The sequence below is a fragment of the Massilia antarctica genome (assembly GCF_015689335.1).
GTDB classification, from domain to species: domain Bacteria; phylum Pseudomonadota; class Gammaproteobacteria; order Burkholderiales; family Burkholderiaceae_D; genus Telluria_A; species Telluria_A antarctica.
On record NZ_CP065053.1, the window covers coordinates 4074315 to 4092398 of the forward strand.

Sequence of the window (18084 nt, forward strand, 5' to 3'; positions counted from 1 at the left end):
TGGTGCAAAAACGGGAAACGGCAAGCGCCCCGTGCGGGCACGGGGCGTCAGGATCACTATTATACGTGGGCCGCGCCCGAGCTCAGGCGCTGGCGAAGATGCTGCCCGGGACCGCGCCGCCGTAGGCGCCGGCCAGCGCCTTGTTGCGCTCTTGCGCAGTGGCGGCCGGTTCGTCGGCGCGCGGACGGGGGGCGAGCAGGGCGGCGCGGTCGACCAGGCGCAGCAGCCGCAGGCTCAGGTTGCCGCCCACGCTGTCGCCATTCTCGCCGGCCGTGCCGGTGACGGGCGCTGACAGTTCGCGCCCGAGCAGTTTGAACAGTTCGTTCAAGCTGCCGGGGAACTTTACCGGCGGCAGCGGTTTGCCAGTCAGCACCAGCACATCGGGCGCATCGAGCTGGGCCGGGCGGGCGGCGGGTGCTGTTGTTTCGGTGGCGACGCTGGCGCTGGCCTCGTAATTGACCTCCAGCTCGAAATCGAAGGTCTGGCCATCGGCCGTGACCAGCTGGCCGGTGCCGATGAAGCTGGCGCTCTCGTTCAGGGAAAAGGCACTGGCGCGCACATTGCCGCTCTGGGTGGCCGAGGCCGAAAACGCCGATTGCGCCTGTACCGACACCGCGTCGAAGCTGACCTTGGCACCCTTGGCGGCATCGCCGAACAGCTTGCCGACGAAGGTATCGAGAAATTTCTGGGCCACATCGACGGTCGATGTGGCCAGCTGATCCACGCGGTTCATCAAGCTGCGCGGGGACAAGTTGACGTTATCGTTGTACAGGGACACCGGATCGACCACCGGCAGGCGCGCGGCGACATTGCCGCTGGCCGGCGCCAGCTGCGCGCCGACGCTCCTGCCACCGGCCTGCGCGGCGGCAGGGGCGAGGGTGGATGCGGGCGGACGGGCGCTCAGGGCGGACAAGAAGGACATGGCGGTCAGACAATAAAAAAATTGCGTTACTGACCATAACGGCAGTCTTGCCGATTACTTTAGTTATTTTTCTATTATTTTTTTATTGCCTTGAGGAATCTCAATCAATGGTGATGGGACCATTGCCCTTCCGGCGATGCGAGATAGGATTCAACAGCGTCCTTGTTTCCTGTGGCATGGCGTTTCAGCACACCGCAGCCGCACACGCCCTGGTAGGGCTGGATATGCGAACAGGCGGACACTTTCTGCAGGAAGACTTTGACAGGTTTCTCGCAGTTGGCGCATTTGAAGGTCAGCACGCGGGCGGGTTTTGACATGGGGAAGGTCCGAACGTAAAAAACGCGCATTTTATCATCGGCATGTGCGCAGGCAGTCAACTGCTGGCCTGGCACAGCGTTAACGGAGCAGGCCCCCGGGCGAACTGATCGAGACAGGAAGCAAGATGAACTCCGACAAGCAACCAAGCAAGGAAAGCGTGCGCCAGTGGCTGCGCGCGCAAATCGCCCAGCGCCGTCCGCCGCCCGATCCGCAGGACATCCGGCGCGAGCTGGGCTGGGAACTGGAGAAGGCGCGCCCGGTCCGGCCGAAGCGGTAGAGGCATAACTTACTGCGCAGGCGGCGGCATCACATTGATTACCTGCACGATGGTCTGCGTTTCGAGTTCATACGGGATGCGGATATTCGGGCCGACAAAATCTTTTTTGTTCCGGGTGATGATCAGCCGTCGCGTGATATTTCCGGTTGCACGGATGATGGCGTCCAGTAACGGGATCTTCGGCAGACTGCGCATACTCGCGCCACGGATCGCCGCAGCCTCGTGCATGATTGCTTCGTCTGTTTGAATGACTTCGAACCCGCCGCTCACCAAGAATGCGCGCGTGCCTGTCTGCTCCGAAGGCGGCGTCCCCGCAATCAGCTCCATCCAGGTGACTGCGCTGATGGCAGGATTGGTGTAATAACCCAATTTCTGGAGGGCTTCAGGAATGCCATTCAGGGCGTCGATCAGGATGTTGGTGTCAAATAAGACTAGCGCCATTCAGCCCTCGACTCTATTTGGTATTGAAGACCGTCTTTGGGTGTGTCGTCACGATCCTTCCACATGCCGAACGCCGCATTGAGTGCCGCAAGGCGCCTGGCTCGCTCGCTTTGCAATGCGTCATCGGCAGCCTGCGGCCCGCCTGGAGCATCTTGGGAAGGATTGGGCGAAGCCAGCGTGTCTTCCGGCGCGCCCTGGTCGATGTCTGGCTGCGACTCGTCGCATTCACCCTTGACGTCGATATCGCAGTTGAGCGATGTGCGCGCCGCTGCAACAGGCGCACCCGCCGCGGGCGTACCGGAACAGGAAAATTGAAGGACATGCTTGTTCTCGACGCTGTTTCCGGTTCCACGGAATGTTGTGACACAGGTCAAATGGAAATGCGCCGAGAACGATGGCGCCGGCGAGGTACGAGGCCCGCTCCCGGCCAGCCGCTCCTGGCCGTCGTCGTGCAAGGGACCGGCGGCGCAAGCCTGCTCCTTCTCCGGCGTGAAAGCGCAGTCTTTTTCATAAAGTGAGCTCATCTTTTGCTCCCGCTTGTCGATGCATGCCAGTTCAGTCTAGCGCAATTCGGCCAGCACGACCCGGCGCTTCGCGACAAAATTCGACAGGATTGCCGACGGAGAAAACAGGCCGCTCAGGCCGCGGCGCGCCAGGTATTGCGCCCGGCCTGCTTGGCCTGGTACAGCTGCATGTCGGCCTGCTGCAGCAGCGCGTCCGGTTCGAGCGTGCCGCCGCTGAAGTAGGCCAGCCCGATGCTGGCAGAGACCGATACCGTGACCGTTCCCAGCTCGAACGGCGCCTGCATCGCGCTGACGATCTTGGCCGCGATGGCTTGCGCATCTTCCGGGCGCGCCAGCTTTTCCATGATGATGGTGAATTCGTCGCCGCCCAGGCGCGCCACGGTATCGCTGGCGCGCAGGGTCTGCGTCAGGCGTGCCGAAAACGCCTTGAGCAGGGCGTCGCCCACATGGTGGCCGTAGGTATCGTTGACCGGCTTGAAATGGTCGACGTCCATGTACATCAGCGCCATCAGATGGCCGTCGTCGGCGCTCTCGCGCATCGCCACGCTGAGTTTATGCAGGAAGCCCGCGCGGTTGGCCAGCCCGGTCAGGGCGTCGACCTGGGCCAGTTTCAGCAAGCGCTTTTTCTCGCGCTTTTGCGAGGTGATGTCCTGGCGCATGACGTGAAAGCCGACCACCGTCGCGCCGTCTTCGCCCAGTTGCGGAATGTAGGTCACTTCGAGCGTGCGCTCGGTACCTTCGCTCTCGTCGTGTTCCTCGAACACCAGGGTTTCACCCTTGAGCGCGCGCAGGATGTACGGTTCGAGCGTGGCGAAACGCTGCTCGCCAACGGTCTGGCGCACCGTCATGCCCGGCACGGCCGCGCCATCGCGCCCGAATTCGCGGTGGTAAGCCAGGTTGTGGAAGCGATAGACCTGGTTGGCGTCGATGTAGGCCACCATGGCCGGCAAGGTATCGGCAATGGTGCGCAGGCGCGCCTCGCTTTCGCGCAGCGCCAGTTCGGCTTCGCGCAGGGTGGTGATGTCGTCGATGGTGCCGACAAAACCTTCGATGCGTTCGCCGATGCGCACCGCCGCCACCTTGACCGATGTCCATACCAGGCTGCCGTCCGGACGCAGGCAGCGCACCACTTTCTTGAACGGTTCGGGGTTCCTGCGCTGGTGCTGGAAGATCGCATTGAGGCTGTCGCGCTCCTCCGGATGAAGCGCCTGGGTCCAGCCGCGGCCCAGCGCCTGCTCGCGCGTGAGGCCGGTGATGGTTTCGAACATGCGGTTGACGTAGGTGCAGTTGCCGCGCAGGTCGGCGCGGATCAGGCCGAGCGGGGAAGCGTTGGTGATCGCGGTCAGCTGCGCTTCGCTGTTGCGCAGGTTCTGTTCCTGCTCATGGCGCCGGGTCACGTCCTCGGCGATGCACAGGATGTATTCGATGGCGCCGGCGTTGTCGAACAGCGGTACCGACACCGTGTGCAGGTAGCGCAGTTCGCCGTCGGGCCGGCGCAGCGGTTTTTCGGGCAAGTCGACCGCCGCCGGACTGGCCATCATGGCGCGGTCTTCCTCCAGGCTGCACAGGGCGAAATCGGGGGCGAAGGCGACGCAGTCGGTCTTGCCGATCACGTCGTCGGCGGCGTAGCCGGTGGCCGCTTCGGCGGCCTTGTTCCACACCACCATGGTGCCGAAGCTGGCCGGGCGCACGCTCTTGACGTAAATGAGCAGCGGCAGGTGTTCGATCAGCGACTGCAGGAAACCGCGGTTGCCGCTGATTTCGAGTTCGGCCAGCTTGCGCGCGCTGATGTCGCGCCAGCTCACCGCCACCCCATCCGGAATCGGCACGATCTGATGGCGGATCCATACTGCCCGCTCGCCGGGGGCGCGCAGTTCGACTTCTTCTTCGAGCGGCTGCAATTCGATCAGCACGCGGGCGTAGCGTTCGAGGAACGGCGGGTCGACGTCGCGCGGCAGCAGCGGCAGGATGCCCTGTCCGGTGACGGCGGCGCGCGTGTGGCCCAGCATGGCCGCGCCCTTGTCGTTGATGTCGGCGACGACGAAGTCGGTGATGATGCCGCCGGCGTCGCGGCGCGCCTTGAGGAACATGACGCCATCGAGGCTGCCCTCGGCGGCCGCGCGCGAGGTGGCCTGGGCGTCGCGCGCGGCGCGCATGCTGGCGCGCAGGCGCGCGCTCTGGCGCATCAGCAGCGCCGTCACCGCGACGATGCCCAGGGTCACGGCCAGCGCTATCCACAGGTAGCGGATGCGGTGGCGCTCGAATTTTTCCATCGCGGCGCGCTCGGTGATGCCTACCACCGCCACCAGGGCGTAGCGGTCCATGTCGCTGTAGCTGTAGATGCGCGCGATGCGGTCCGGCGGCGCGTTCGGTTCGAGTTCGCCGGCGAGGGCGCCGGCCCCCTTGCGCGCGCGAAAATCGAGGCGTTCGCCCACGAACAGGCGCTCGCCCACGCGCCCGATCGTGAGATGGGCACCGTGCGCCCACAGGAACAGGGCGGCCTCGTCGTCGACGCTGACCCTGTCGTAGTCGTCGACGAAGTAGAGCGGGTCGATCATGATCACGATAACGCCGGCGAAGCTGCCGTCGGCGTTGTCGAGGCGGCGCGCGATCTGGATCAGCCACTTGCCGCTGCGCGGCTCGACCACCGGGGTCGAGAATTGGGAGGCATCGCCGGCCCCGCCCGCGAGCGCGAGGAACCAGGAGGTGGCGGCGGTGGGGCCGGGACCGCTGTTAAAGCCGTTGGCGCTGTCGAGCAGCATGCCGTGGCGGTCGAGCAGGGCCATCGGCAGGTTGAGCTTGGCCGGCAGCACGCTGTCGAGCAGGCCGTTGCGCTGGGAAAATTCGGGCAGGCGCAGGCTGCCCTGGGTTTCCTCGTACTTGAGCTTGAAAAGTTGGGTCGCGTGGTCGCTCTGGCGCAGGATGTGGCTGACATGCTCGGACAGCACGCGCGCCAAGGCTTGGCTCGACAGTACTGCGTCGTGATGGGCGGCGTCGCGCTCGACCCCCATCTGGTGATACAGGGTGATCCACATGGCCGCCGCCAGCGACAGCGCGAAGCAGGGGAGCAGCAGGATCCGGAACAGGCGCCTGGCTGATCGGCGAAATACGCTGGCGGAAGGAATAGGCGTCCCCTGATGGTTGGTTGGCATCAAAAGAAATGACGTGGCGAGGCTGGAAATGCTTGAAATTCGGCAGCACCGTAACTGACATTCTGCGCGCAAATGCCGGCCGTTTGGTTGGTGCACTCGAAAAAATCTTGGGCGAAAGAACAAAGCGTGGCGTTTCGTCACTACATTGGCGCGCCGCTGGCCTGTTGCGGGCGCCTCAGGCGGCGATACGTTGCGCTTGTGCCGATGAGAAATCCACTGATGGCGCACGCCTTGCGCTAGATCAAACCTGCGGTGTCGGAGTTCTTTACACTGATTTCTCCGGGCTGATGCAAAAGTTCATAAAGAACAACTCCAAGCCTGCCAAAACACACGACTCCAGCCAGGCTCTCCGGCGCTTCCAGCGTCAGGATCTTGCGTATGCGGGCAACTTTTGAGGAGACCGAATGTTAACGGCGACATATACCCTGGTTGCACTGTCTGTCGAGCAAGCGAAGATTCGCACGCAGGTGCAGGACTTGCAAAAGCTGCTTCACTCGACGTTCGCGCATCAGAATGCGCTTGCCGCGGGGCAGGTTGGCGCCGCCTGCGACACCGTCCAGCGTTTGTACGAAAATTGCCACTGGCGCAAGATCGACATGTTCCTGGTACCGGTCATCCGCAAGGCCAGTCCCGCCGCCGACCGGCTGCTGCTCGACCTCGAAGAACTGGGCCGCGCCGCCGCCGACGCGGTGGGCGTGCTGGTGGTGCGGCTCGGCTTCCAGGCGCTCGATACCTATGCCGGCGTGGCCCAGTTCTGCGCCGCGCTGGAAGCGTTTTGCAGCGCCACCCTCAAGCGCCTCGAACGCGAGGAGCGCGAGCTGTTTCCTGTCGCCCGGGCCGTCATTTCCGGCGAAGCGTGGTTTTCCATCGCCAACCAAATGCTCGCGCACGACGCCCATGTGCAGGAGCGCAAGCCGTCGCGCCAGGCGATCGTGCTGTCCCGGCGCGGGCACGATGGCGAGTGCGAGCGGGTCGACGACGGGCGCGAGCGCCGCCTCGCGCCGCATTTCGCGCATTGAAGCGCCCCGCGGCACGCTGCCCGCCGCACGCTGCAAGCTGCGCTTTCCTGCGCGCGGCGGCTTTTCACACCCCGCGCCGGCGCCGGAGTACCTCGATTGCCGCGGGCAGGTCCGGTCCGCGCCGCCCCCCCCTGGCCCGGCCGCGCCAGCCACCCGTGGTATCGCGCATTAATACTCCTTCCGATCGCGTGCTTTCCGCGCCATTCTTGCTATGATGGTGGTTTTGAATGGTTGATATCACGTCATGTTCGAATTCCTTTTCAAGCGACCGGCCGACAAGTCCGACACCCCTGCCGGGAAGTCCGCGCAGGCCAGCCCTCACCCAGCTCCGGCAGCCGCGCAGACCAGCGCGCTGCGGGCCCAGCAGGCCGAAAAGGTAGCCGCGCTGGCCGGCGATGAAGCCGCCGCCGTCGAGTTCATCCTGCAATCCGACTTTTCCGAGCTGCGCCTTGCCGCCGCCGAGCACGTTCACTCGGCCGCCGCGCTCGACAGAGTGCACGCGGCCATGCGCAATACCGACCGCCGCGTCGCCAAGCTCATGCAGTCGCGCCTCGATGCGCTGCGCCACCATCAGGCCGAGCTTGTACGCGGCCAGGCTTGCATCGAGCAAGCGCAAGCCTTGCTCAAGGACGAGAAGCTCTCGCCCAACCAGGTTGCCGACCTGGACCGCCGCTGGTCGGTGATCGCCGCGCCGGAACTGGCCGGGCAGTTCGATGGCATCCGCGCCCAACTGGCGCAGCGCCTGGAAGCCCAGGTGAGCTTGCAGCGCGCCATGATCGACAGCCTGACCGCCTTGCGCGCCTTAGGCAGCAGCGACTTGCGCGCCGCCGAGCTGGGCGAGCGCCTGGAACAGATGGCGCAGGCCCACGCGGCTGCGCTGGCCGCACCGGAACACACTTCGCTGCCGCGCAGCCTGACCAATGAATTCGCTTCCGAGCATGCGCGCCTGACCGCCTCGCTGGGCGCGCTGGAGCAGGGCCAGTCGGCCGTGATCGCGCGCGAAACCGCGCTGGCCGAATGGCGCGCCACGCCGCCCGGCGCGTTCAACCAGGAACAACTGAAAAAAGCCTGGCAGCAGCTGCCGCCAGCACCAAAGGACGCCGCCGCCGACCTGCAGCAGCGCTTCGAGGTGCTGCTCGCTTCCCTGCCGGCTCCGGCCCCCTCGGCGCACAAGCCGAAGGAAGCGCGCAAGGGCGCGCCGGCGCAGGCGCCCGACCAGCATTTCATCGACACGCTCGACGCCATGGAAGCGGCCCTGCAGCAAGGCTCGCTCGGCAGCGCCGCCGACATGGACAAGATCCTCAAGGACAGCAAGGGTACGCGCTTGACGCCAGCCCTGGCCGACCGCCTGGCGCACGCGCGCGCCGAACTCAAACGCCTGTCGGACTGGGCGCGCTGGGGCGGCAACGTCTCGCGCGAGGAATTGATCAAGGCGGTCGAGCAGCTCGTCACGCAAAAACTGGCGATGAGCGAACTGGCCAAGAAAGTCGGCAGCATGCGCGAACGCTGGAAGGCGCTCGACACCTTGTCCGGGGCCGCGCCGAAAAGCCTGTGGGAGCGCTTTGATGCCGCCTGCAGCGCCGCCTACGCGCCCGCCGCCGCCCACTTCAAGCACCTGGCCGACGAACGCCACACCAACGCGGCCAAGGCGCAAGCCCTGATCGCCGAAGCGGCGCTCGAAACAGCCAAGCTGGCCGAAGGCGAGAGCGTCGACTGGAAGCACATGGCGGCCACCGTGCAGCGCATGCGCCTGGCGTGGAGCCACCTGGGCGCGATCGACCGCAAGGAAAAGAAGCGCCTCGACCAGGAATTCACCGATGCGCTTAACACCTTGCAGGCGCCGCTGGAACAGCAGCGCAAGAACGAAGTGGCCGAACGCGAAGCGATGATCGCCCAGGTGGCCGCGCTCGACGCGCACGACCGCCACGCGCTCGACACCCTGCGCGCGTTGCAGGAACGCTGGCAGGAACACGCGCGCGCGCTGCCGCTCGAACGCAAGTCCGAGCAGGCGCTTTGGCAGAAATTCCGCGCCGCCTGCGATGCCGTCTTCGCGCGCCGCAAGGAAAGCGCCAACGCGGCCGATGCCGAACGGCGCAGCCACCAGGAAGCCAAGGACGCGATCAGCGCGCGCCTCGAACACGCCGCCAGCGAGCCTGGCGTTGCCGCCCAGGCCGCCAAACTGTTGCGCGAAGCGGCCGCCGAATGGAACGCCATCGGCGCCGTCCCGCGCGCCCACGAAGCGAAGGTCGAGAAACGCTATCACGCCGCCATCGCCGCGCTGCAGCATCATGTGGACGCCGCCAAGCGCGACGCCAGCCGCGCCCAGGCCAGCGCGCTGCGCGACAAGCTGCGCCTGTGCCAGGAACTCGAAGCGCAGGTCGCCGCCGGCGGCCCTGATGCCGACAGCATCGACTGGGCCGCGCGCTGGAGCGCCTTGCCGGCGCTGGACGCCAACTACGAACGCACGCTCAAGGCACGCTTCGATGCGGCGCTGGCCGCGCGCGGCGAGGGCAGGGCCGCCTTTGCCGCCCTGCTTGAAAAGAACCGCGCGCCGCTGCTGCACGAAGTCCTGCGCCTCGAAATCGCGGCCGGCATCGACAGCGGCAGCGAATTCGCGCGCGAGCGCCTGAAACTGCAGGTCGAAACCTTGCAGTCGTCGCTCAAGTCGGGCCAGAAGCCGGGCAACCAGGCGGCCCAGTTCCTGCAGCTGTGCGCCATGCCGGCCCTGGTCGACGACCGCACCGCGTCGCGCATCGAGCACCTGTTCACGCGCATCGCCAGGGACGGCAAATGATGGCGGTGCGGGTCCAGAGCGCCGACTTCGACCTGAGTACCGAAATGGCGGCGCTGCGCGCGCAGGATGCGCGCATCGGCGCGGTCGTCACCTTTGTCGGCACCGTGCGCGACATGAACGACGGCGCCACGGTGGCCGCCATGGAGCTCGAACACTATCCCGGCATGACCGAGCAGGCGCTGGAAAAGATCGTGGCGCAGGCCGGCGAACGCTGGCCTTTGTATGGCGCGCTGGTGGTGCACCGGGTCGGGCCGCTGGCGCCGCTCGACCAGATCGTGCTGGTGGCGTGCACCGCGGCGCACCGCGGCGAGGCGTTCGCCGCCTGCGAGTTCATCATCGATTACCTCAAGACCGACGCCCCGTTCTGGAAGAAGGAGCAAACGCCGGACGGCGCGCGCTGGGTCGACGCGCGCGTGACCGACGATGCCGCGCTGGCCAAGTGGACCGCGCATCGGACTGGCCCATGAATTTTGTCGCCGTCGGCGTCGGAGCCGCGCTCGGTGCGTGGCTGCGCTGGGGGCTGGGACTGTGGCTGGGTGCCCTGCACCCGAAACTGCCGCTCGGCACCCTGGCCGTGAATCTCGGCGGCGGTTACCTGATCGGCGTGGCGCTCGGCTTTTTCGCGGCGCACCCGCAACTGCCGCCTGAGTGGCGCCTGTTCGCGGTGACCGGTTTCCTGGGCGGGCTGACGACATTTTCCACTTTTTCGGGCGAAGCGATGGTGCTGCTCGAACGCGGCGACTATGGCTGGGCGCTGGCGCATTCGGCGCTGCACCTGGCCGGATCGATTACCTGCTGTATCGCCGGCCATGCAAGCTGGCGCGCATTATCAACGTGATGTCAAACCAAGGAGAATTCAATGTCCAAGCAATTGCCGCAACGTCCTACCGGTGCCTTTATCGGCGCATCCTGGGCGGCCCTGTTCGTCGGCGCCGGCACCTTCCTCATCGGACTGTGGAACTCGACGATGCAGCTCAATGAACGCGGCTATTACTTCACCTTGCTGATGTACGGGCTGTTCGCCGCCGTGTCGCTGCAAAAATCGGTGCGCGACCGCCTCGAAGGCGTGAAGGTCACGGGTATCTACTTTGCGCTGTGCTGGGTGTCCTTGCTGCTGTCGGTGCTGCTGCTGACGGTGGGCTTGTGGAACGCCACCCTGGCGCAGAGCGAGAAGGGATTCTATGCGATGTCCTTCGTCCTGAGCCTGTTCGCCGCGGTGGCCGTGCAAAAGAACGTGCGCGATGTGGCGCTGGCGGACCCGAAAGACGTGTACGTCGATTCGGGCAAGGAGTAAGGCCACGCCGGGCCGGGCCGCGCAACACGGCCCGGCAAGCGCATCATCGTTGCGTCACTGCTGAGGGAACTTCATCGCCTTCCTGACCGCCAGGCAGCGCTGCTCGTTTTCGTGCTGGTCGCGCAGGGCGCGCATCGTCCCTTCCGATAATCCCTTCAATTGCCTGCCTGCCTTTGCCAGGCGCTCGACGCTGGCCGGCGTGCAGTCCTTCGGTATCAGGGTCGCGGCCCAGGCGCGCATGTAAACCGGGCCGGCCGCCTTGTCGAGTGCCGGCAACTGGCGCAGGCGCTGCGCCGCGCTCATTTCGCTCAAGGCGCGCTGCTCGGGCGGATACAGGTTTTCCATCGCCGTGCGCACCCGCGAAAATGGCAAGGTGGTTTTCAAGTCCATGATCGTGTCCAGCCACTGCTGCTTGACGGCGGGGTCGGGCCGGATCACGGTGGCGCGCAGCGCGGCCGCCTGGCCGGCATCGGAATTGTCGCGCGCCTGTTCGGCGGCAAGCAAGGCCGCACTGCCGCCATAGCCGGCCCGGCTCAGCGCTTCGATGATCTTCCAGCGCAGGTCCTGGTCGAGCGGCACGCCTTCGAGCACGGTGTCGCCGTTCAGGACCGATACCAGCCGCACCAAGGCTTGCGGGGTGGTGGCCGCGTTCAGGTAAGCGTTCATCCAGCGGTGCGTGAAGTTGGCGTTGCCCTTGCTCGCCGACACGCCGCTCCACGCCATTTCTTCCAGCGCGGCGATGGTCTTTTGCGCGTAGCGCGGCGGCGCGTGCATGACGTCGATGTAGTGCTTGGCGCCCGCCACCTTGCCCAGCACGTCGCCGAGCAGATTGTAGTTTTTTTCGAGCGGGGCGTAGGTCAAGGCCGTCTGGATGAAGCTTTCCAAGGGCAGTTCGCCGTCGCGCACGCCGTCCCACAGGCTTTGCCACATCATCGCGCGCAGCAGCGGCTCGTCGATGGCGCCCAAGTGGCTGCCGATGGTAGCGAACGAGCGCTTGTCCAGCTTGACCTTGACGTAGCCCCAGTCCTGGTAGTTCGGATACACCAGGTCGGGGCAGGCGCTGCCCACCAGGGCCGGCACCGTGGTCGCCGCGCCGCTGTAGGTGACCGGCACGGTTGCCCCAGGCGTGAGCTTGCCGTCTTCCAGGACGAAGGTCGCGACCTGCACGCGCTGCTCGCGCAGGGTCGGCAGCGCCGCCGTGGCGCCCTGGCGCAAGGTGAAGCTGGCGACCTTGCCGGCGCTGCAGCGGTACTCGGCCGCCAGGGTGTTCACGCCGGCCTTGTACAGCCATTGCCTGGTCCACGGCTTGAGGTCGCGCCCGGCGGCGTCGCCCAGGCTGCCGATGAAGTCATCGAGCTGCGCGTTCTTGTACTGGTATTTCACGAGGTAGTTGTGCACGCCCTTGCGGAACACTTCTTCGCCCAGCAAATGGCGCAGCTGCTTGAGGGTCGACGCGCCTTTCGAGTAGGTGATCGCATCGATGTTGTCGAACGCATTCGCGCTCGACACAACCGGCACCTCGATCGGGTGGGTGGCCGGGCTCTGGTCCTGCACATAGGCTTCCTGCTTGCCTTCCGAATAAAAGGTTTGCCAGGCGCCGGTGAACTCGGTCGATTCGGCGCTCGCCATGGCCGCCATGAAGGAGGCGAAGCTTTCGTTGAGCCACAGGCCGTTCCACCATTTCATGGTCACCAGGTCGCCGAACCACTGGTGCGCCATCTCGTGCAGGATCACTTCGGCCAGGCTTTCGCGCTGGGCGCCGGTCATGGCCGCCTTGTACAGGAAGCCGTCTTCGGCGAAGGTGACCGCGGCCGCGTTTTCCATGGCCCCGTACAGGAAGTCGGGCACCATCAGCTGGTCGTATTTTTCGAACTGGTAGGGAACGCCGAAGTAATTGTCGAAGTAAGCCAGGCCTTGTTTTGTGTACTTGAACCAGTCGGCGGGCGAGACCTGCGCGGCCACCGACTGGCGCGCGAACAGGCGCATCGGATACGGGCCGCTGTTGTCTTCCCAGACCTTGTACGGACCCGCGTGCATGGAAAAATTGTAGGCAGACAGTTGCCTGGTGGCCGGGAAGGTCCAGCGCCGCGTGGCGCCGCGCTCCTCGATGGCGCTTTCGCGCTTGGTGGAGACCACTTGCCAGTCGGCCGGCGCGGTCACCTTGAGTTGATAGGTCGCCTTCAGGTCGGGCTGGTCGAACAGGGCGAACATCTGGCTCGCCGCCGCCGGCTCGAAATGCGAGTAGGTGTAGACCTTGCCGTCGACCGGGTCGACCATGCGGTGCAGCCCTTCGCCATTGGTGCTGTGGGCGCGCTGGTAGCTCACCGTGATGCTGTTGCGGCCCGCCTTGAGGTCGCGCGCCGCGATCGTGATGTAAGCCTTGTTGTACTGCGGCGCGCGCGCCACGCCGTTGACCGTGAGGGCGGTGATGCTGGCCTTGTCCAGGTCGACCGTGATGGGCGAGCGCGCGTCGCTCAGGTCGAACTGCAGGGTACTGGTGCCGCTGAAGGTATCCTGGCCGCTCAAGGTGAAGTCGAGCAGATACGCCACGTTGGCGATGCGCTTCGAGCGCGCGGCCGCCTCGGCCTGGGTGAGGGCGTCGGCGCGCACCGGCGCCGGCACCGGCGCGGCCGCACAGGCGGCGCTGGCCAGAAGGAGGGCGCCCAGGGCGCGCAGGCGAGGAATAGACAAGGCGGCATCCCAATATAAATTTCAAGAGCGCAAGAATATCATAGGCAATCGGCTTGATTGGCGTGCGTGCCTTGAAAAAGCCCGGCACGGCCCAATCTTTGAATCAAGTTAATCACACTTTTTGTGGAGCTCGACCATGCGCCAAGACAAGATGACCACCAAACTGCAGGAAGCGCTGTCCGATGCGCAAAGCCTCGCGGTGGGCAATGACAATCAGTATATCGAACCGGTCCACCTGCTGTCGGCCCTGCTGAACCAGGACGACGGCGCCGCGCGTTCGCTGCTGCAGCGCGCCGGCGTGAACGTGGGCAGCCTGACCACGGCCCTGCGCAGTTCCCTGGAACGCCTGCCCAAGGTGTCGGGCAACGGCGGCCAGGTGCAGGCGGGGCGCGAGTTCGTCGGCGTGCTCAATCTGGCCGACAAGGAAGCGCAGAAGCGCGGCGACCAGTTCCTGTCCAGCGAAATGGTGCTGCTGGCGCTGACCGAGGACAAGTCCGATGCCGGTACCCTGGCGCGCGAAAGCGGCCTGACACGCAAGGCGCTCGAAACGGCGATCCAGGCCGTGCGCGGCGGCGAGGGCGTGAAGTCGGCCGACGCCGAGGGCCAGCGCGAATCGCTGAAAAAATACACGCTCGACCTGACCGAGCGCGCCCGCCTGGGCAAGCTCGATCCGGTGATCGGGCGCGATGATGAAATCCGGCGCGCCATCCAGGTGCTGCAGCGCCGCACCAAGAACAACCCGGTGCTGATCGGCGAGCCTGGGGTGGGCAAGACCGCCATCGTCGAAGGCCTGGCGCAGCGCATCATCAACGGCGAGGTGCCCGATTCGCTCAAGGGCAAGCGCGTGCTCTCGCTCGACATGGCGGCCCTGCTGGCCGGCGCCAAGTACCGCGGCGAATTCGAGGAACGCCTCAAGTCCGTGCTCAAGGAACTGGCGCAGGACGAGGGCCAGACCATCGTCTTCATCGATGAAATGCACACGATGGTCGGCGCCGGCAAGGCCGAAGGCGCCATGGACGCGGGCAATATGCTCAAGCCGGCGCTGGCGCGCGGCGAACTCCATTGCGTCGGCGCGACCACGCTCGACGAGTACCGCAAGTATATCGAGAAGGATGCCGCGCTGGAGCGCCGCTTCCAGAAGATCATCGTCGACGAGCCGAGCGTGGAAGCGACCATCGCCATCCTGCGCGGTTTGCAGGACAAGTACGAGCTGCATCACAAGGTGGAAATCACCGACGCCGCCATCATCGCCGCGGCCGAACTGTCGCACCGCTACATCACCGACCGCTTCTTGCCGGACAAGGCGATCGACCTGATCGACGAAGCGGCTTCGAAGATCAAGATCGAGATCGATTCCAAGCCGGAAGTGATGGACAAGCTGGAACGCCGCATCATCCAGCTGAAAATCGAACGCGAAGCGGTCAAGAAGGAAAAGGACGAGGCGTCGCGCAAGCGGCTGGACCTGATCGACGAGGAAATCGTGCGCCTGGAACGCGAGTACAACGATTTCGAGGAAATCCTCAAGTCGGAAAAAGCGATCGTGCAGGGCACCACGCACATCAAGGAAGAGATCGAGCGCGTGCGCCTGCAGATGGAAGAAGCGACGAGGAGCAGCAACTGGCAGAAGGTATCGGAACTCCAGTACGGCAAATTGCCCGAACTCGAAGCGCAACTCAAGCACGCCGAAGCCGATACCACGCGGGCCGCCGAAAACGCCAAGCCGAAGCTGCTGCGCACCCAGGTCGGCGCCGAGGAAATCGCCGAGGTGGTCTCGCGCGCGACCGGCATTCCGGTCTCGCGCATGATGCAGGGCGAGCGTGACAAGCTGCTGCACATCGAGGAAAAGCTGCACGAGCGGGTGGTGGGGCAGGACGAGGCGATTGTCGCCGTGTCCGACGCCATCCGGCGTTCGCGCGCCGGCCTGTCGGACCCGAACCGTCCGTATGGTTCCTTCATGTTCCTCGGCCCCACTGGTGTGGGCAAGACCGAGTTGTGCAAGGCGCTGGCGGGCTTCCTGTTCGATACCGAGGAGTCGATGATCCGCATCGACATGAGCGAATTCATGGAGAAGCATTCGGTGGCCCGCCTGATCGGCGCGCCGCCCGGCTACGTGGGTTACGACGAAGGCGGTTACCTGACCGAAGCGGTGCGGCGCAAACCGTACAGCGTGATCCTGCTCGATGAAGTCGAAAAGGCGCACAGCGATGTCTTCAACGTGCTGCTGCAAGTGCTCGACGATGGCCGCATGACCGATGGCCAGGGACGCACGGTGGACTTCAAGAACACGGTGATCGTGATGACCTCGAACCTGGGATCGCACAAGATCCAGTCGATGGACAGCGACGATCCCGGTGTGGTCAAGCTGGCGGTGATGGCGGAGGTGCGCTCGCACTTCCGGCCGGAGTTCATCAACCGGATCGACGAGATCGTGGTGTTCCATGCGCTCGACGAGAAGAACATCGGCGCTATCGCCAAGATCCAGCTCAAGCACCTGGAGCAGCGCCTGGCGAAGATGGAAATGACGCTCGATGTGTCGGAAGAAGCCTTGCAGAAGATCGCGGAGGCGGGCTACGACCCGGTGTATGGCGCGCGCCCGCTCAAGCGCGCCATCCAGCAGCAGATCGAAAATCCGCTGTCGAAGCTGATCTTGTCGGGCCGCTTCGGACCGAAGGACCAGATCCCGGTACGGGTCAGGAACGGTGTGCTGACGTTCGAGTAAGCACGGGTTGCGCTAGTCGAACTGGCGCGGGCGGGCATCTGGCCCGCCCGCGCCATCTTGGTATTTACCGCTTGCGGCGCACGCCGGCCAGGCCTGCCAGGCCAAGCATGAAGAGCGCAATCGTGCCCGGCTCGGGAACCACGTTCCAGCCGATCACGTCAAAATACTGCACATCCAATGGCGTCAGGCCGAGCTTTTCGCCATGGCCGGCGGTCGGGTCGAGCAGGCCCAGATGCATGTCGTCCTGCCAGTGGCTGGCCTGCTGGCCATCGCCATAGACCGAGCCGGTGGAGAAGGTCGCCAGGGTGGTCTGGCACTTATCGAGCGAGAAGTACTTGGTGCGGGTGTCGGCCGACCAGTCCAGGTCCGCCGCTTTTTTCTTGCTGTGGCTTGAGCAGCGATACAGGTCGCCCGGGGCGATGTAGGTGAACTCGGCGTCGGCGTAGTCGCCGTCGCGGTTGTAGTCGAGCACGTCCACGCCGCTGATGAAGCCGAGCGCGTGGCCGATTTCGTGCGCGGCCACGCCGATGAAATCGTAAGCCTTGCCATCGACGCCATTGCTCGGATCGAAGTCCCAGTCGAACAGGCTGCTGAAATTGATTTCGCCGTCGGAAATCTTGTCCTTGGCGTCGGCCAGGCCGAGCGCGCGCGCGTTGGCGCGGGTCATGCGGATATTGCTGTTGTTGTCGTCGCAGTTATCGTCCAGGAAGGGCGTGGCGCTGCCGACACCAGACGGGTTGGTGCCGGTGCCGTTCATGATCACGTTCAGGCAGCTGCTTTTCGACAGGTTCGCCACGGCGGTCTTGTCGCTGATGCTCCAGGCATCCTTGGCGAGCGCCTTGCGGTAGCCATCGTAGCTGAACAGTTCCTGGGTCGAGCTGGTCGAACCGAGCACACCCGGATCGAGCGCCAGGAAGCCGATGTTCAGGTTGACCTGGACATTGTCCTGAAAGACATTGGTCCAGCGCGCGGCGGCGGCTTGGAAGCCGGCCAGCGCCAGCGGATCCATGCCGGGTGCCGGCGTGAAGTTGATGACGAGTGCCTGGGCCGAGCCCGCGTAAGCGCACAGGAGGACCGGCGCGATCTTCAGTAAACGTTTTAAAGTTTTCATTTCCGCTTTTCAAGGTGTCGCTGATTGGAATCAGACTATTAATATATTTCTCATCACGCTTCATGCTGAACAGCATTGCACGGATGAGTTACTCTCTAAAACTTACGCTAAAGAGCAAGTTTCGCGCCCGAATGTTAAGCCCTTGTTACTAAAGATGAAATTTTGGAAGAGGCGGAATGTCACACTTCGACTGTAAAGATTTCCGACAGTCATGGAGGGCAGATGGGAGATAGTGGAGCCGTGCGGACCGGCTGGCCCGGAAAGCAAAAAACCGCCCTGCCCGCGGTTGCGGGAAGGACGGTTTTTGAAGGAGCGGGGCCGTGCGGCCCGGCGCTGGAAGATCAGCCGCGGCCCTGGCGCATGAAGCGCTGGATGTGGTCGAGCATCACGGCATCCGAATATGGCTTGCCAAGCAGTACGTCGACGCCGGCGTCGGCGGCCTTGGTCTGGTAGCTTTCCTCGGCACTGATCATGATCACGGGAATATGCGCCGTCAGCGGGTTCTCGCGCACGTGCCGGGTCAGCTCAAACCCGTTCATGCCGGGCATTTCGACGTCGGTGATCAGGACGTCGGGCATGCGCGCGGCGATCTGTTTCATCGCATCGAGGCCATCTTCCGCCATCGCCACCTGGAATTGATTGTTGACCAGCAAGCGATTGGTTTTTACCCGCACCACCTTGGAGTCGTCCGCGATCATGACGACGGTGTCCGCGGCCGCTTTCGGCTCGATCACCCTTGCCGGAGCGACCGGGGCCGCCGCAGCGGCAGGCTGCTGCGGGACGGCGGCTTCCACGGCCGGGGCTGCTGCTGCGAGGCGTTGC

The 18084-nt window shown here is 64.8% G+C and carries 16 protein-coding genes; 8 read left to right on the forward strand and 8 right to left on the reverse strand.

Going from position 1 to position 18084, the window contains the following annotated elements; all coding sequences use genetic code 11:
* Window positions 1–82 precede the first annotated feature (82 nt).
* Window positions 83–922 carry a hypothetical protein gene (locus tag IV454_RS18245; RefSeq protein ID WP_206087232.1) on the reverse strand — a complete coding sequence of 280 codons (840 nt, stop codon included), beginning with the start codon at window positions 920–922 and terminating at the stop codon, window positions 83–85.
* Between the two features lie 104 nt (window positions 923–1026).
* Entirely contained in the window at window positions 1027–1239 is a 213-nt protein-coding gene (locus IV454_RS18250; protein ID WP_099882488.1) for a hypothetical protein, read from the reverse strand.
* Window positions 1240–1364: 125 nt separating this feature from the next.
* Between IV454_RS18250 and IV454_RS18255 the strand changes: the two genes are divergently transcribed.
* The gene (locus IV454_RS18255; RefSeq protein WP_167084813.1) at window positions 1365–1517 is read left to right on the forward strand and encodes a hypothetical protein; all 153 of its coding nucleotides are present in this window, start codon (window positions 1365–1367) and stop codon (window positions 1515–1517) included.
* A 9-nt stretch (window positions 1518–1526) separates the two neighbouring features.
* Here IV454_RS18255 and IV454_RS18260 read toward each other — a convergent pair whose 3' ends face one another.
* The 3 genes from IV454_RS18260 to IV454_RS18270 all read right to left on the reverse strand — a co-directional run bounded on the left by IV454_RS18260 (window position 1527) and on the right by IV454_RS18270 (window position 5517).
* A complete protein-coding gene (locus IV454_RS18260) occupies window positions 1527–1958 on the reverse strand; it encodes a PIN domain-containing protein (RefSeq protein WP_206087233.1) in 432 nt (143 codons plus the stop codon).
* Entirely contained in the window at window positions 1949–2482 is a 534-nt protein-coding gene (locus IV454_RS18265; protein ID WP_206087234.1) for a hypothetical protein, read from the reverse strand. The genes IV454_RS18260 and IV454_RS18265 overlap by 10 nt, the downstream gene beginning before the upstream one ends.
* A 113-nt stretch (window positions 2483–2595) precedes the next feature.
* Window positions 2596–5517, reverse strand: a complete 2922-nt coding sequence (locus IV454_RS18270) for a PAS domain S-box protein (RefSeq protein ID WP_229521691.1) — start codon at window positions 5515–5517, stop codon at window positions 2596–2598.
* A 149-nt stretch (window positions 5518–5666) separates the two neighbouring features.
* On the opposite strand from IV454_RS18270, the gene IV454_RS18275 reads away from it, so the two are divergent.
* The 6 genes from IV454_RS18275 to yiaA all read left to right on the forward strand — a co-directional run bounded on the left by IV454_RS18275 (window position 5667) and on the right by yiaA (window position 10741).
* Complete coding sequence (locus IV454_RS18275) at window positions 5667–6029, forward strand: hypothetical protein (protein WP_206087236.1); 363 nt, start codon at window positions 5667–5669, stop codon at window positions 6027–6029.
* A 9-nt stretch (window positions 6030–6038) separates the two neighbouring features.
* Window positions 6039–6653 (forward strand): hypothetical protein, encoded by a 615-nt coding sequence (locus tag IV454_RS18280; RefSeq protein WP_054267214.1) that lies wholly within the window; start codon window positions 6039–6041, stop codon window positions 6651–6653.
* A gap of 244 nt (window positions 6654–6897) precedes the next feature.
* Entirely contained in the window at window positions 6898–9447 is a 2550-nt protein-coding gene (locus tag IV454_RS18285; RefSeq protein ID WP_206087237.1) for a DUF349 domain-containing protein, read from the forward strand.
* Window positions 9444–9914: a molybdopterin synthase catalytic subunit MoaE gene (gene moaE / locus IV454_RS18290; RefSeq protein ID WP_370663752.1), complete on the forward strand. Its 471-nt coding sequence runs from the start codon at window positions 9444–9446 to the stop codon at window positions 9912–9914. The genes IV454_RS18285 and moaE overlap by 4 nt, the downstream gene beginning before the upstream one ends.
* Window positions 9911–10285, forward strand: coding sequence for a fluoride efflux transporter CrcB (crcB, locus tag IV454_RS18295; RefSeq protein WP_206087238.1), 375 nt, complete (start codon window positions 9911–9913; stop codon window positions 10283–10285). The genes moaE and crcB overlap by 4 nt, the downstream gene beginning before the upstream one ends.
* Before the next feature lie 21 nt (window positions 10286–10306).
* Window positions 10307–10741: an inner membrane protein YiaA gene (gene yiaA / locus IV454_RS18300; protein ID WP_206087239.1), complete on the forward strand. Its 435-nt coding sequence runs from the start codon at window positions 10307–10309 to the stop codon at window positions 10739–10741.
* A gap of 54 nt (window positions 10742–10795) precedes the next feature.
* Here yiaA and pepN read toward each other — a convergent pair whose 3' ends face one another.
* Window positions 10796–13432 carry an aminopeptidase N gene (gene pepN, locus IV454_RS18305; protein ID WP_206087240.1) on the reverse strand — a complete coding sequence of 879 codons (2637 nt, stop codon included), beginning with the start codon at window positions 13430–13432 and terminating at the stop codon, window positions 10796–10798.
* 136 nt (window positions 13433–13568) lie between these two features.
* On the opposite strand from pepN, the gene clpB reads away from it, so the two are divergent.
* Window positions 13569–16151 (forward strand): ATP-dependent chaperone ClpB, encoded by a 2583-nt coding sequence (clpB, locus tag IV454_RS18310; protein ID WP_054267219.1) that lies wholly within the window; start codon window positions 13569–13571, stop codon window positions 16149–16151.
* 64 nt (window positions 16152–16215) lie between these two features.
* Here the strand turns inward: clpB and IV454_RS18315 are convergent, their stop codons facing one another.
* Both IV454_RS18315 and IV454_RS18320 read right to left on the reverse strand, forming a co-directional pair.
* Window positions 16216–17262, reverse strand: coding sequence for an NF038122 family metalloprotease (locus IV454_RS18315; RefSeq protein WP_206087241.1), 1047 nt, complete (start codon window positions 17260–17262; stop codon window positions 16216–16218).
* 341 nt (window positions 17263–17603) lie between these two features.
* Window positions 17604–18056: a response regulator gene (locus IV454_RS18320; protein WP_206087242.1), complete on the reverse strand. Its 453-nt coding sequence runs from the start codon at window positions 18054–18056 to the stop codon at window positions 17604–17606.
* Window positions 18057–18084: the final 28 nt, after the last annotated feature.

Coding starts and splice junctions, on each gene's coding strand:
- IV454_RS18245 (WP_206087232.1), bottom strand. CDS start 922: ATGTCCTTCTTGTCCGCCCTGAGCGCCCGTCCGCCCGCATCCACCCTC.
- IV454_RS18250 (WP_099882488.1), bottom strand. CDS start 1,239: ATGTCAAAACCCGCCCGCGTGCTGACCTTCAAATGCGCCAACTGCGAG.
- IV454_RS18255 (WP_167084813.1), top strand. CDS start 1,365: ATGAACTCCGACAAGCAACCAAGCAAGGAAAGCGTGCGCCAGTGGCTG.
- IV454_RS18260 (WP_206087233.1), bottom strand. CDS start 1,958: ATGGCGCTAGTCTTATTTGACACCAACATCCTGATCGACGCCCTGAAT.
- IV454_RS18265 (WP_206087234.1), bottom strand. CDS start 2,482: ATGAGCTCACTTTATGAAAAAGACTGCGCTTTCACGCCGGAGAAGGAG.
- IV454_RS18270 (WP_229521691.1), bottom strand. CDS start 5,517: ATGTGGATCACCCTGTATCACCAGATGGGGGTCGAGCGCGACGCCGCC.
- IV454_RS18280 (WP_054267214.1), top strand. CDS start 6,039: ATGTTAACGGCGACATATACCCTGGTTGCACTGTCTGTCGAGCAAGCG.
- IV454_RS18285 (WP_206087237.1), top strand. CDS start 6,898: ATGTTCGAATTCCTTTTCAAGCGACCGGCCGACAAGTCCGACACCCCT.
- moaE (WP_370663752.1), top strand. CDS start 9,444: ATGATGGCGGTGCGGGTCCAGAGCGCCGACTTCGACCTGAGTACCGAA.
- crcB (WP_206087238.1), top strand. CDS start 9,911: ATGAATTTTGTCGCCGTCGGCGTCGGAGCCGCGCTCGGTGCGTGGCTG.
- yiaA (WP_206087239.1), top strand. CDS start 10,307: ATGTCCAAGCAATTGCCGCAACGTCCTACCGGTGCCTTTATCGGCGCA.
- clpB (WP_054267219.1), top strand. CDS start 13,569: ATGCGCCAAGACAAGATGACCACCAAACTGCAGGAAGCGCTGTCCGAT.
- IV454_RS18315 (WP_206087241.1), bottom strand. CDS start 17,262: ATGAAAACTTTAAAACGTTTACTGAAGATCGCGCCGGTCCTCCTGTGC.